General features: G+C 57.3%; 13 protein-coding genes and 2 pseudogenes. 12 read left to right on the top strand and 3 right to left on the bottom strand.

The genetic code is table 11. From position 1 onward, the window contains the following. Positions 1-676: 676 nt before the first annotated feature. Entirely contained in the window at positions 677-1,234 is a 558-nt protein-coding gene (locus tag FO013_RS20910) for a hypothetical protein (protein ID WP_143924494.1), read from the top strand. A 639-nt stretch (positions 1,235-1,873) separates the two neighbouring features. On the opposite strand, the gene FO013_RS20905 is transcribed toward FO013_RS20910, so the two are convergent. Next, positions 1,874-2,230: a cupin domain-containing protein gene (locus FO013_RS20905; RefSeq protein ID WP_143924493.1), complete on the bottom strand. Its 357-nt coding sequence runs from the start codon at positions 2,228-2,230 to the stop codon at positions 1,874-1,876. Positions 2,231-2,281: 51 nt separating this feature from the next. Between FO013_RS20905 and FO013_RS20900 the strand changes: the two genes are divergently transcribed. Next, a complete protein-coding gene (locus FO013_RS20900) occupies positions 2,282-3,286 on the top strand; it encodes a helix-turn-helix domain-containing protein (protein WP_143924492.1) in 1,005 nt (334 codons plus the stop codon). Positions 3,287-3,965: 679 nt separating this feature from the next. Here FO013_RS20900 and FO013_RS20895 read toward each other — a convergent pair. Continuing rightward, the gene (locus FO013_RS20895; RefSeq protein ID WP_143924491.1) at positions 3,966-4,322 is read right to left on the bottom strand and encodes a MerR family transcriptional regulator; all 357 of its coding nucleotides are present in this window, start codon (positions 4,320-4,322) and stop codon (positions 3,966-3,968) included. A gap of 79 nt (positions 4,323-4,401) precedes the next feature. Between FO013_RS20895 and FO013_RS20890 the strand changes: the two genes are divergently transcribed. Then, positions 4,402-5,001 (top strand): DUF998 domain-containing protein, encoded by a 600-nt coding sequence (locus tag FO013_RS20890; protein ID WP_143924490.1) that lies wholly within the window; start codon positions 4,402-4,404, stop codon positions 4,999-5,001. A gap of 493 nt (positions 5,002-5,494) precedes the next feature. Here the strand turns inward: FO013_RS20890 and FO013_RS20885 are convergent, their stop codons facing one another. Then, entirely contained in the window at positions 5,495-6,181 is a 687-nt protein-coding gene (locus FO013_RS20885; protein ID WP_143924489.1) for a TetR/AcrR family transcriptional regulator, read from the bottom strand. Positions 6,182-6,245: 64 nt separating this feature from the next. On the opposite strand from FO013_RS20885, the gene FO013_RS20880 reads away from it, so the two are divergent. From FO013_RS20880 to FO013_RS20840, 9 genes and pseudogenes are all read left to right on the top strand, one after another. Continuing rightward, a complete protein-coding gene (locus FO013_RS20880) occupies positions 6,246-7,001 on the top strand; it encodes an SDR family oxidoreductase (RefSeq protein WP_143924488.1) in 756 nt (251 codons plus the stop codon). Positions 7,002-7,041: 40 nt separating this feature from the next. Next, positions 7,042-7,371, top strand: coding sequence for a nuclear transport factor 2 family protein (locus FO013_RS20875; RefSeq protein WP_143924487.1), 330 nt, complete (start codon positions 7,042-7,044; stop codon positions 7,369-7,371). A 113-nt stretch (positions 7,372-7,484) separates the two neighbouring features. Further along, the gene (locus tag FO013_RS20870) at positions 7,485-8,633 is read left to right on the top strand and encodes a low temperature requirement protein A (protein WP_143924486.1); all 1,149 of its coding nucleotides are present in this window, start codon (positions 7,485-7,487) and stop codon (positions 8,631-8,633) included. Between the two features lie 369 nt (positions 8,634-9,002). Beyond that, positions 9,003-9,215: pseudogene (locus FO013_RS20865) on the top strand (IS110 family transposase); the annotation flags it as partial. A 123-nt stretch (positions 9,216-9,338) separates the two neighbouring features. After that, positions 9,339-9,976: pseudogene (locus tag FO013_RS20860) on the top strand (transposase family protein). A 309-nt stretch (positions 9,977-10,285) separates the two neighbouring features. Further along, positions 10,286-10,738 (top strand): transposase, encoded by a 453-nt coding sequence (locus FO013_RS23400; RefSeq protein WP_395950097.1) that lies wholly within the window; start codon positions 10,286-10,288, stop codon positions 10,736-10,738. A 233-nt stretch (positions 10,739-10,971) separates the two neighbouring features. Continuing rightward, on the top strand, positions 10,972-12,039 hold the full coding sequence (locus FO013_RS20850; protein ID WP_313900602.1) for an ABC transporter substrate-binding protein: 1,068 nt from the start codon (positions 10,972-10,974) through the stop codon (positions 12,037-12,039). Beyond that, the gene (locus tag FO013_RS20845) at positions 11,978-13,138 is read left to right on the top strand and encodes a FecCD family ABC transporter permease (protein WP_313900601.1); all 1,161 of its coding nucleotides are present in this window, start codon (positions 11,978-11,980) and stop codon (positions 13,136-13,138) included. Before FO013_RS20850 ends, FO013_RS20845 begins: the two co-directional genes overlap by 62 nt. After that, positions 13,135-13,914 carry an ABC transporter ATP-binding protein gene (locus FO013_RS20840; protein WP_143924482.1) on the top strand — a complete coding sequence of 260 codons (780 nt, stop codon included), beginning with the start codon at positions 13,135-13,137 and terminating at the stop codon, positions 13,912-13,914. The genes FO013_RS20845 and FO013_RS20840 overlap by 4 nt, the downstream gene beginning before the upstream one ends. Positions 13,915-13,956 lie beyond the last annotated feature (42 nt).

The following is a 13,956-nucleotide window of genomic DNA, read 5'->3' as shown; positions in this document are numbered from 1 at the left end:
CTGCTCACTGCCGGGATCGCTGCTACTGATCTCACCGTCTGGGCGCTCATCCCCGCTGTAATTGCTCTGCTTCTCACCGGATGGATTGCTACCCAAATGAGGCAACGGCAGACAATAGATAGTAATGGGTGCGCAGAAGCGCTATAACTGGCGCGAGCAATGGCACCCGTTTTGACTGATCACCGGGCAACCACGCGAGTAGACTGGTTCGACCCAGTCCACCTGAGTCGGCCCCGAAAGAGTTCCCGAATGCCACACCAGCGAAAGCGACGCGCTACGACTGCGGATCCAATCGTTGACGATCCGGGGACGCGGACATGGAGACTCAACCTGGTCCCGCATGTTCTGGCGGCGGTTGGCACAGCACTCGGCGCGATCGGGTTGTTTGGAGTGTCGATAGCGGTGCTTCAAATGGAATCTGTTGGTCGGCTCACGGTCGTGTTTTGGGTCTTCGCCGTTATCTGTGGGCTTATCGCGGCATTTAATGTGCTCCTTATCGTTGTCGAGATCCGTGCGAGGAGAGAGGCGCGCACCAGCGGTGCAGATGCCACATAGATCTCGGAGCGAAGCGATGTTCCGACCCACGAGCGCTTCAAGAGTGGAGTCACATCATTGATGCCGACCACTCGAGCCATATCAGCGTGTAATTCTGCGTCGGGGTCGATAGCCTGGACGAATGTCGTGGATGTGGGCAGTTATCGGGATCATCGTCTCTGTCGGTGTCATCGTCGTCACCGGAATCGCGATCGCATATCAGGTGATGCGTCGGAAGTTTCGCCGGCAGCTCATGGCGCAGGCCCAGCAGGTCGCAGAGTTTCCCGCATGGGCACAGGAACATGACTACGCCTACTTCGAAGAATTCCCGCCCGATGACGCCGAGCGCCTACGAGGGCTGGGGCCGCTCTTGCCCTTCAGTGACTTCGCGCTTGCTCGAGGCGAGCACGTGTTCCGCCGCGTCGAGGCCGGCCAGATGCGGTATATCCTGCAGCTGACCATCTGTGCCGACCCGGGTCAAGACGCCCCTGCTGTGGGCGCGATCACCGTTGCTGTGGCCGAGGTAGCGCGCACCGGAAATAGCGTAGTCACGGACGTCAAACAACCCGGCGATTCCCGTGACCAGGCGAGCGTTCACGCTCGCGGCCGTTGGGTTACCAGCTACCTCGGCAGGCCCCTGACCTTAACTTCAATGCGCGCTGTCGAAGATCGCCTCGACGGGTACCTGCGGTCGGCATAACTTGGACTCGGTGGGACGGGTCGACTTTCGTGCGTTGCGGTAGCCGCGCTTTGCCGCGTAGACATGACTTAAGTGAGGAGAGCACGAGGATGGCGACCACCACCCGATTTCCGTGTCGCCCCATGTCGAACACATGGTCGCCTACACACATTAGTGAGAGACGAAGGACGGTCGATAGTTTCTGCCGCATTTCAACCTGCCTCATCTCGAATTCCGAGCGCTCAATGTTCTGGGCCCAGAACCCACACCGGGACCCGTCTTTGCTGCGGTTCGGAAATGGAATGCCCAAGAGGTCGAAGATGCCATTACCGTGGAGGGCGCTTGCGGAGGAACTGTCTGGTTCAATGAGGAATGAAAAGCACATGCGCATGGTGCGCACCTGGCCAAGCAGCTAGCACAGCACCCTTGCGCTAGGCAGCAGCACGGCCGAATGGCCGCCGCACCAGCATAAATAGCTCAAACGCCGACAAACCTTGAACGCTGTTTCGGAGCGGGCTCCCGATGATAGACAAATTGCGCATCAGTAAACGCGTTGCACACACGTTTAGCAAGAGCAGTTCTACCTCTGCGAGTCCCATTGCCCCCGTGATGCAGGGCCTTGCCGCAAGTTGCTCCATCAATCAGCCTGACCGGGGGCGGTCACAAGGAGCCTTCGGCATGACTCCATTCGGGCTTGCCGCCGGCAGTGTTCGAAGTGACCGTCTTGCCCAAAATCAAGAACCGCGCCTCCTCAGGAGCGACTGGACAGTGCTCCACCCCCTGAGGCACGGTCAACAAATCGCCAGGGTTCAGTTCGACATCGCCATCGCGGAGTTGGACAACCAGTCGACCCGAGAGCAGCAGGAATGTCTCGTCCTGATCATCATGGCTGTGCCACCGCGTCGAATCAAGGCCCTTGGCAACCTTCAGAAGCGTTCCGTTTGACTCCTGTAGTGTGCGCTGCGACCAAAATTCCGTCAACGAGGCGGCCTCGTCGAATACATTGCGTTTTTCCATACTTCGATCCTCACACCATCCTGCCGCCCTCGTCCATGATAGAACTGGCAAATGACGCAAGGATCCTCGCAATCACCTCATCAGGTCGCGATCATCGCCGACGATGGTTCCAACCCTTTCGAGCTCGCCTGCGCCTGTGAGGTGTTCGGTGCGAAGCGGACTGCGGACCTCGGGCGCGAAATCTATGAGGCGACTGTCGTCACGGGCCCTCCCCGCGTCAGTATGCGCGATGGCCTCTTCGGCCTCGTCGGCGGCGCGAGTCTCGACGCGCTTGATGCGGCGGACACGATCGTCGTCCCGAACCGGCCCGACGTCCACAACCCGACCAACCGGCTGGTCCTTGACGCCATCGGTGCGGCGCACGCGCGCGGTGCACGCCTGATCGGGATGTGTACCGGCGCGTTTACGCTTGCCGAAGCCGGCGTGCTCCACGGGAGGGCCGCCACTGTGCATTGGCAGCTGCTCGAGGAGTTCTCGACCCGCTTTCCGAACATCGAGGTTCGCCCCGACGTGCTGTTTGTAGATCAGGGCGACGTCATGACGTCTGCCGGCGGCGCTGCCGCGCTTGACCTCGCACTACACGTCGTGCGGGTCGATCACGGCGCGGAGGTCGCGAATGCGGTGAGCCGGAGGCTTGTGTTCTCCGGCTTCCGCGCCGGCGGTCAGAAGCAGTTCGTCGACCGTCCTGTGCCGTCCACCGACGTAGGAGACCTTGGAGTGCTCCTCGACTGGGCGCGCGAGCGACTCGACCATCGGCTCACGGTCACAGAGATGGCCCGGCAGATGCACGTCAGCCCTGCCACGCTGCATCGACGCTTCCAGCGGGAGATCGGCCTGACGCCGTCAGCCTGGCTCACTCAGGAGCGAGTCCGGTTCGCTCGAAGACTTCTCGAGGAGACCACCGCGAGCACCGAGGACACAGCCCACCAAAGCGGCCTTGGGTCCGCCGCGAATCTCAGGGCAGTCTTCAAACGTGTCACCGGGCTTTCGCCTCGCGCCTATCGCCTGCAGTTCGCTACTCGTCAGGGAACGGAGGCAGCCACTCCTAGAACCTGAGCGCTAGGCTTCTCGCGCCGTCATTTTCGTTGTCAAGGAGCGGCTGGAGTCTTCGCCGCGTATAAGACCCCCGCCGGTGACCTTCGCGAACTATACATTCAACCGACGCCTCGCCAGACACATCGCCGCCGTATTATGACGCTTACTCTCAACGCGTTTCCGTTCGTAGTACGCCTGCAACAGCGGACCATGTCACGATGCGACCCACCCCTAGTGGAAAAACGCGTTCTGAATCCGTTTGTTGCCGACGAGTGGGATCTGATGGGCTCATGGCCCTTTCCCACGCTGGTGGAAACTTCCATAACGACTTAGTTGCCAAGGGGCGCACGGCCGGTGTCCTGGATGCGGCATTGACGCCGGAGGACTTTCACGGCTTGGTTCTCGACAATGCTGTTGTCCTCAAACATCCGGGTCGGCTGCCTCGGGTAGACTATGGTCGCTGTACTGCGTTTGTTCTCAATGGGATTCTTCGGTAGGGCCGGAATGTTCCGGCGAGGAAGAGGGCGGAACCGGGGATTCTCTCGGTTGTTGTTTTCCTCTTCGAAGCCGACGTTCTCTACGGTGTTCGTCCAATGATCCTTCTCCTGATTGCGGGGCGCATCCGTAAGGGTCAGAGAAGGGGAATGTACTGAGGTGCTCGGGAGCACGCGGGCAGGCAGCGGCTGTCTACCGATATTGTTCAGCCAAACCGCCGGGTCTCGAGTTCGGTAATCGCCTTGCAAACCGTTGCTCGGCCACGCTGAAGATCGGCGATCCGCTCTTCGATGACTTCGAGCTGTTTTTCAAGGAGCACGACGCGTTGCTCAGCAGTCATTTCGTCCCAGTCCCGCATCCTCTCGCGCATTTGGACAAGTGAGAATCCGGCCACGCGTCCCGCGAGGATTAGTTCTAGCCGGCGTTGGGCGCCTGAGGTGTAGTCCCGATATCCGTTTGACTGTCGCAGGATTTGACCCGTGCTGAACATGTCTTGCTGCTCGTAATAGCGGATTGCTGACGGGGCGAGGCCAGTGAGCCGCGCGAGTTCGCTTATTCTCATGTTCTCTCCTTGACCTTCAAGTTACTTAAAGCTCTAGTGTTCAATGGTCATCGACTTCGGCATGTAAAAGGACAAACATATGACTCACCTGCTGTTCATCGTCGCAAGTGTTCTCTTCGCGATTCGCATTCTATTGCTACTGGCACTGCATCTGATTCCGAGTGGAATCAACCCCGTGCGGGACACTGTCAGTGATTACGCTGTTTCGGACTCACCACGAACGAGGTCCCTCTCCTCTGCAGCTTCAAGGACGGCGGCAGCAGCCTGGATTGCTCTGGGCGCGGCCGTTCTGCTCAGGCCGCCCACTACCAGTGGACCCAGTCAACTCGGCTTTTGGTTGATCGTGCTCGGCTTGGTACTAGCGGTGATGCCTTATGTCCCCACTGATCGGACTGGTACATCTGTGACGTTACGGGGACGGTTGCATTTTCTGCTTGCCATCGCATGGTTCACGATCGCCTATTCGACTATTGGGCCGCTCGCTCATCTATTGGAGGGACTCAGCGCAGATATTCTGGATATTCTGAATTTTTGTGCGGGAGCTGCGCTCTTCGTGTTTGTCGTTTCATTGATCCTACCGGCGTTGCGCAGATACACATTTGGGATCAGCGAGCGAGCGTTCATCCTCGCAGTGACTGTTGCCCCGCTCATCGCTAGCGCGACACTCATCACTGCATGAGGAGCCAAAGCTGGCGAGGGCTATACGCGAATGGATGTGGAGGGGAGCCGCGGTTGATTTCTCACCATCTATCATGCTGGTCACAGCACTGTTCAGCTGAGGTTGATCGGCGAACTGCCGCGTGGCTCGATGGATATTGCGGTATCTGCCTGACCGGCGCGGTACCCAAAAATGGTGCCGCAAGTATCGACGTCGGCTGCTGACGTGTGACGAGTCGGCCAAAGCGTCGCCAACGTGTGTATCTATCAGGGATTCGGCATTTGTACTCGTGTCTTTAGCCGCGGCCAACCCACGGTTTGCGACAGTGATGTAATTCTGGGAGGAATAATGATTGTCTCTGAACTGATGTCAGTTCTAGCTGCCATCGGTGTGTCTCGTTTCCAGTATCCACCTTTGCAGCAGTCTCGCTGATGATTTCCTTGTAAATCCTGCCGCTGTCTTCCTAATGGCAGCGTCAACTGTGTTGCGGAAGTTCGTGAGTCATGAAGTCCACTCAGCTAACGTTTGATTCTTCTAGCTTCCGTAACCATTCGATGAGTAGCTGTGTCTCACTCGGCCCAAGCGTCTGAGCCTGCGCGGCCGCCAATTCAATGACATCTGCAACCGAGGCCCCTCGCGAGGGTCCGGTCCCAGTAATTGCGGCGAGAGTCCCTTCTCTCACCGCACGAGACAGCTCGGGGTCGGGTTCGGCAAGGACAATCTGGCGAAGCGTGACCCCGATATTCGTTACGAGAACATGAGATGCAGCCTGGTCAGGAGACACTACCAGCCTATCCTCTTTCGATGCGCGGTGGGTGAGTGCGCGCAGAAGCCTGCTGGCGCGTGCCTGCGCCGCCGGAAAGTAGCCAGGACGGACTTTCCCGTACATGAGGGTGTAAAAACCCGGATTGGCGAGTCCGAACATAACGTGAGCATCCCAACCAGAACGGATGTCTTGAATTGGGTCTCCCGAGACTTCCATTTGGCTTTTTCTGCCTATGTAGAGGTCGAAGCCATGCTCGATCACGGCCTCGATGAGGCCTTGTTTGGACCCGAAAAAGTGATACAGGGTCGGCATTTTCACACCAACGGCCTCGCACACGGCACGTAGAGAGAAATCTTCACCCGGACTGGCAGCTATCAGGTCGGCAGCGGCAGCAATCAGCCTCTCACGTGTATCGCTTCCCAAGCGCTCTGTCATACTGTTACACTAACGCATGTATCGACGCTACAGCGATACATAACGCAGACATGGAGGTAAGTACATGGCACAGCGCACGCTCTCAGGCAAAAATGTTCTCATCGCAGGCGGGGCAAAGAACCTTGGAGGACTCATCGCCCGCCAAGTCGCAAATTCTGGAGCGAATGTCGTCATTCACTTCAACTCGGACGCTACGAAGACTGATGCCCAAACCACTCTGGCCGAGGTGGAAGCTGCAGGAGTCAAAGGTGCAATCGTCCAGGGAGATCTGACTGTACCAGCTAACGTCACACGCTTGTTCGACGAAGCTGAGTCCGCAATTGGAAAGATTGATGTTGCAGTCAATACTGTCGGAAAAGTCCTTCGCAAGCCGATAGTTGAGACGACCGAAGACGAATACGACTCGATGTTCGATATCAACGCTAAATCGGCGTATTTTTTCATCAAGGAAGCTGGCACTCACCTTGCTGAGGGTGGCAAAATTATCACGATTGTCACGGCTTTGCTTGCGGCATTCACCGATGGCTACTCGACCTACGCTGGCGGCAAGAGCCCCGTAGAGCATTTCACTCGTGCGGCTGCAAAGGAATATGCCGACCGCGGCATCTCGGTGACCGCAATTGCTCCCGGCCCAATGGATACCCCGTTCTTCTACGGCCAAGAGACCCCAGAACGTGTAGATTTCCACAAGTCTCAGGCTATGGGCAATCAACTCACCCAGATTGAGGATATCGCCCCAATAGTGCGTTTCCTCGCTTCTGAGGGCTGGTGGATCACTGGACAGACGATCTTCGCTAACGGTGGATACACAACCCGTTAGTCCAATTGCCCATCCGAGTCAGGACAAGGAGATTGTTCTTATGCCAACACTCACTGTTCCCGAACCTGTTGCATCGTTCATCGATCGAGTCAATGCCCACGATGACGAGGCCTTCCTCGACGCCTTCACCCCCAACGGTGTTGTCGATGACTGGGGTCGCAACTTCACCGGCCAGGAAGAGATCAAAGCCTGGAGCGATCAGGAATTCATCGGTTCTCAAGGCACTCTGGCTATCGAAGAGGCTTCGGTTGCTGGCAATCTAGTCACGGTTGTCGGCGACTGGAGATCGAATCACGCCAACGGTCGATCGATGTTTATCTTCGAGGTCAATGGAAACAAGCTTGCCAAAATGACCATCCGTGAGGGCTAAATCCCACCTACCCGCCCCGAAGGAAGTGCAGTCGTCCAGAAGCGGGCAACTGCTCTTACCTCGGGGCTACCCATGCCCACTTTAGTTACCATTCAAATAAGGCGACCTCTCTCATGACGACTGCCCCGTTGTCCCGGACAAGTACACATCGATCTGAAGTCGGTCCAATCGAGTTGTTCTTCGATCTGGTCTACGTATTTGCGATTATCCAGCTCTCTCATTTATTCATCGACCATCTGTCGTGGGAAGGCGCAGCTCAAACTGTTGTTGTGTTCGCGGCCATCTGGTGGGGGTGGAACTACACCGCATGGGCCATGAACTGGCTTAATCCAACCAAGACGCCGGTACAGCTTCTCACTGGTGTACTCATGCTCGCAGCTCTTGGCATGTCGATCGCGATCCCAGGAACCTTCGGCGACGGAGCATGGCTATTCGTAGGCTGCTACCTGTTTATGGGGATTCTGCGCCCAGTTTTCATGATGGTTGCCTTCCGCGGGCAACAATTGGCAACGAACTACCGCATGCTCCTGGCCTGGACTCTCTTGGCCGGCGTATTCTGGATTCTGGGTGCTGCTCTGCCTGCAGACCTCCGGCTTGGACTGTGGCTAATGGCAGTTTTGCTCGACTACGCTGCCCCTTTGTGCCACTACCGTGTACCGGGACTCGGTTCTGCCCCGATGCACCTATGGGACACTGATGCCGAACACCTCGCCGAGCGCAACCGGCTCGTATTCATCATCGCCCTCGGAGAATCCATCCTCCTCATGGGCGGTTCCATCGTCGAGCACGGCCACCTCACCCCTTCCCTTGCCCTCAGCCTCGCCATTGGCTTCGCATCGCTGTTTGTGCTCTGGTGGAACTACTTTGCCCTCGCTGGGCCTGATTCGAGTGGGGGCGATGCCTCCACGGGTGCGTTGCGCACTGCTTACGCATATGCCCATGCGCTCATGGTCCTGGGCGCGATCCTAGTTGCTGTCTCCATCGAATTGCGCCTATCCCACGACCACCTCACACCACCGGTTGTGCTCGTGACCGTCGCAGGGCCTTTGATCTATCTCGCCGGTAACCTATTGTTCCTACGTTCGCGATTCAGAAGCTTTGCGCGCTCCCGTTTCCTTGCCGCTGCAATTCTCGTCATCATCGCTGTGATTGCACTGGTTCTTCTCGAACACCTTCCCGTGATCGTACTGAGCTTTGCTGTCCTTGCTGTCACGGGCACACTCGCCGCACACACCGCTCTATCATCGAGAGCTCGTAGATAGCGCGAGTAGCAAACACTCGCTCTAACGTTCGGGAACGGTGTCCCAATATTTATTGGTAAGTCTCAAGCAAGCTCTGGTCACTGGTCCTGGTAAGGCTGCCCTCTTGTGGTAATGATGATCTAGGGGGCCAGGAATCCAGCACGCGTGTTACGGCTGACAGAGAATTGACCCAACTTCGTGTTGGTGTCTCGTCATATCGTGGGCGCTAACATCGGGTGTAATGACAACCAACGACCACAGAACTAATGGTCGAGTAGAAGTGTCATTAACACCGAATACGACGTGTGGTTAGGCCTCGTTCTGGGCCAAATCACATAATATGAGTGCGGGCTCGATCCTGATGGCCAGTGAGTCTTTGGGCATGAACTCCCTCAAAACAAAGCAACATTGGCAGATGTCATCACGTCTTTGCAGCACGAGCATGGAACTGTGTTGGTTATCAATGATCAGCGCAACACGATCGGGGTCTTGCCAGTTGCTGTCGTACGCGATTGTAGGACCGCTAATGCCTACCTGCGTGAGTTGGTGATGCGTAAAGCAGCTGACCTGTACCCGGGCCAGGCGAAGACTGATGCCCGGTAGGCGTCCATCAGCGCCGGTATTGCTCGGACCATGCCCCACACATTAACGTCGGTGGGTCGGGAATCGGGCGTGTCGGCTAGGGCATGTCTCCTTTATGTGCGGCCCATGGACTGACACGCTGAATTGGTGACTACACATCAACGACACCGAGTCTTCACCGATGAGCAGTGGGCACGAATCGAACCGCTACTGCCCTCGAACAACGGTAAGAGAGCCCGACCGTTTGAAATCAACCGTCGAAGGAATCGTCTAGCGCTACCTACCCCGTGAGCACTTCGGCCCCTGGCAGGCAGTCTGGAAGCGCCACTGCCGCTACGCCGCCGATAAGACCTGGGACCGGGTGCTAGCTCACGTGCTTTCCGAAGCTGACGCCGCCGGTGACATTGATTGGAACGTCTTCGTAGATGGCGCCATCAATCGCGGTCACCAGCACACAACGAACTCGTCGCGCCCTGACTAAGACACAGGGGGCTACATCGAATTACAAGAATCTGCCCAATTCTGAATGTGAACCGGCCGGACACAGCATTGGTCGCTCGCGTGGCAATCGGGTGGTGATCCCGGAGAGCAAAGATCAGGGCGCGACTCGAAAGAAGCGCGGCAGCAACGGAGGGCGGCCCCCGGTATTCGATGCCGGTGCCTATCGGAACCGTAACGTTGTGGAACGTTCGTTTGCCTACGTCGAGCAATGGCGAGGGGTAGCCATCACCTATCGAGCGGCAGTCGTGACCAGCGCGATCCTGACATGGCTCCGCCGATAAAGGAGGCATGCCCTAGTCTCAAAGTGTTGTCCGGAACGGATGAGGACATGACTCATGACATCACGTGAGTGATCAAAAGGTCGAGGTCGCTGCTTCTGCACATGCCTCCAGCGTTGGAGTGCGTCTTCAAGGGCACTGTCTTGACTAAGCTGAATCTGTTGGTTCATGGACGGAGGCCAGCCGGGCTGTGGTCGGCAAGTAAGTCAGAGGGCAAGCGGTGGGCGAATATTCATATCAGCAAGGACTCGTCCGCGCTCATCGGTGCGAACTTCAGAGCTCTTGGCTAGCGGGCAGTGATCGTGCCAAGCGCTGACGGCCGAGCGCAAGAAGTACGAGACAGAATATGAGGAATTCGCCTGTTCGCTGCCTTCAACTCAGGTCTTAACGTCGATTCCTAGTGTCGGCGATATGACTGTTGCACAGCTCCTCCCGGCAACAGGTGAATTCTCTGGTTTCAAGACTCCTGGTCGTTTGACCGCGTATGCCGGTATTGCTCTGGTCACACGTCGGTTGGAGACGCCGATTCGCGGTCGGTTTCCCCCGCGGTCGGATAACAAACGATTGAAGAACGCGTTGTTCCACTCCGTGTGGGGCCCGTCGTGTGATGATCCAATGTCTAAGGCGTATTACGACCGGAAACGCGCGGAGGGTAAGCGTCATAGTGCGGCGACGATGTGTCTAGCTCGTCGTCGGTTGAGGGTGTTGTTCGCGATGGTCAGGGCCGGGACCCTCCGCGAAGCGAAGTCCCCGGCCGCTGCTTAACAATGCAAATAGCAAGCATGGTCCAATGTCAGCCGATAATCATGAGTACCAAGGCTCTAGGTTCAAATCAATCCGGGCTGCTACTGATGTTCATTCAAATTTAAGTTCGAAGCTTGCGGCTATGTGCCCTCCCGCCGTGCTGTGGTTTACATGCTCGGGAAACATTAAATGGACCAGCGAACAGAGGGTAGGCTACCCTTAGGTGCCCGTTGTTCTTGGAAGGTTGGAGAGAAGTGTCGCTCGTCTATTCGGTAAAACGTCGGTCAGGTCTGGCGGTTGTGTGTCTTGCCGCCATGTTGCTATCGGCATGCGGTGCATCGGAGGTTGTTGAGGAAAGTCCAGCTGCCGCTCAGGGTGAGGGTTCTTCGAGCTATCCTCTGACGGTTGAGAATTGCGGGAGCGAGGTCACTTTCGACGGTATCCCGGAGCGGGTGGTATCCCTGGATCAGAACTCGACTGAGATCCTGTTGTCGTTGGGCTTGGAAGATAGAATGGTGGGCACTGCTTCCTGGACCGATCCGGTCTATGCCTCACTGAAGAAGGCAAACGACGAGGTTCCCCGTCTTGCAAACGAAGCTCCGACCTACGAGGTACTACTGGATGTAGACCCCGACTTCGTGACGGCGTCATTTGGTCGACACTACAAGTCTGAGGGCGGGGTAGCCTCTCGTGACCGGCTCAACGAGACTGGTATTGATTCATATCTTTCTCCAACCGATTGCGAAGGCGGCAGGAGCATCAACGCCGGGCAGGCGAGGACGCGGCCTCTGACTCTCGAGACTTTGTACCAGGAGATCCGTGATATGGCGGCGATCTTTGATGTTCCCAGTCGAGGTGAGGCGCTGGTTGCTGACCTCGAGGAGCGACGTGAGGCAGCTCTCGACGATGTAGATCTTGATGGCAAAAAGGTAGCCTTTTGGTTCGCCGACACTCGGACGCCGTATATTGCTGGGGGCTACGGGGCCGCATCTTTGCTGGCGAGGATGTCAGGAATGGAGAATGTCTATGACGATGTCGATGACGATTGGCCTGCGGTGGGATGGGAATCGTTCGTTGATCAGGATCCGCAGGTCGTAGTGCTCGGAGATCTGCAACGCGATCGGTTCCCAGGTGATCGGCTCGAAGACAAAATTGAGTTCTTGAAGTCAGATCCCTTAACGAACACTCTCAGCGCTGTGCAGAATGAGTGCTTCGTTTCGTTGCACGGGGCTGAAATGAACCCTGCGATCCGCTACGTCGATGGGCTGGAGAAGATCCAAGCATGGGCGCAAGCTTCTGACGGATGCGCGGCTGGTGAGTAGCGGAACCGGTACACGTCCAGGCCGCCTTACAGGCTCTCTATCCGAGGACTGGCAGGGGAGCCGTTTACGGAAGAATAGTGTGCGTCAACCGGTAGCCATGGCTGGGCTTTCTATCGCGGGTGTCATCATATTTCTTGGTTCGCTCGGAGTCGCGATGACTTTGGGAGGCGCAGACGTGTCGCTGGTAAACGTACGTGACATTATTACCAACCACATCCAGGTCACTGAGATCCCAGTGCGGGTATCTGAGGACGCGATCGTATGGCAGGAGCGTTTGCCACGTGCGCTCGTCGCGGCGGCTTGCGGAGCGGGCCTTGGCTTATGTGGGGCGATTCTCCAGTCGTTGCTACGCAATCCTTTGGCTGACCCTTTTATCCTCGGCGTCTCGTCTGGGGCTTCCACTGGTGCAGTGCTCGTCGGTGTTCTCGGCCTCGGCGGAACAGTTATCGGCCTGTCCGGAGGGGCGTTCCTTGGTGCTCTCGTCGCGTTCGGACTAGTGCTGCTGCTTGCTCGGTATTCGAGTAGCGGCACAGGAAGTATCGTTCTCTCGGGAGTCGCCAGTACTCAGCTGTTCTCGGCGCTTACCTCCCTTGTGATCTTCGCATTCGCTGACTCCGATGAGGCTCGAGGGGTGATGTTCTGGCTTCTAGGTTCCTTGGAAGGAATGCGCTGGGATGATGTGGGGTTGACTTGGTCGGTCACCGGAGCCGGTGTGGTGGTCACGCTTTTGTATCTGCGCTCATTGGACGCCTTCGCATTCGGTGACGAGGTCGCTGCGTCCCTGGGAGTCCATGTCACTCGCACTCGGGCCATTCTTCTCGTGCTAACCGCTCTCATAACTGCGACGTTGGTAAGCGTCGCGGGAGCGATCGGATTCGTCGGTCTCGTTCTGCCGCATGCCGCACGCATTGTGTTCGGTCAGCTGCATGCTCGAGTCATTCCCGCCACGGCGACCTTAGGTGCGATATTCATGGTCTGGGTCGACGCGGGCTCCCGAGTAGCGTTTGCTCCGACACCGCTTCCAGTTGGTGTGGGCACAGCACTTGTCGGGGTGCCGGTGTTCGTTTTGCTCCTGGTTCGAAAGGGACGTCGCTCATGACTTTTCGCATTGATCGGGTCTCCTGGCGTCGAGGAGGTGTGCTCGTTGTCGATGATGTGTCCCTGGAACTTCAGCCGGGGGAGACAGTCGGTTTATTGGGGCCGAATGGATCGGGCAAGTCATCGCTTTTGCGGCTGTTACAGGCAGCTGCCAAGCCGGACTTCGGGACCGTTTTGCTCAATGGAAGGGACATTCGTAGTCTCGGTCGGCGAGATATCGCACGACGTGTTGCATCGGTGACTCAGCACGCCGATACCGATACTGACATGACCGTCCATGACGTAGTGCGTCTGGGCAGGACCCCCTATCGGGGGCTGTTGGGGTCTAATTCCTCCGCCGATGCGGTTGCAATAGCGGACGCTCTCGAACAGGTTTCGCTGACCGACAAGGCCGACCGTTTCTGGCACTCGCTCTCGGGCGGAGAACGACAGCGGGCACACATCGCTCGCGCTCTTGCCCAGGAGCCGCAGGAGCTGCTGATGGATGAGCCGACCAATCACCTCGACATTCGGCACCAGATTGAACTCCTTCACCTGATTACCAGGCTCGAGGTGACGAGCATCGTCGCATTGCACGACTTGAGTCTCGCGGCGATGTTCTGCGACCGACTGATCATCCTCAAACACGGAAGACCAGTCGCCGTGGGCTCGCCTCACGCTATTTTGACCACGCAAATAATTAAAGAAGTCTACGAAGTCGACGCTGAGATTGAACATGATCCGTTGACCAGTAGAGTCAAAGTCTCGTACCGAGTACCTGACCTTTTGCTGCCGTAGAGCACCTGCGGCCTTACGTCGCAGGATGAGGGAGACAGACGT

Source organism: Brevibacterium aurantiacum, assembly GCF_007558825.1.
Lineage (GTDB): Bacteria > Actinomycetota > Actinomycetes > Actinomycetales > Brevibacteriaceae > Brevibacterium > Brevibacterium aurantiacum_A.
The sequence above is the reverse complement of the archived record's forward strand: the minus strand, read 5'-3'. Positions and strand labels throughout refer to the sequence as shown.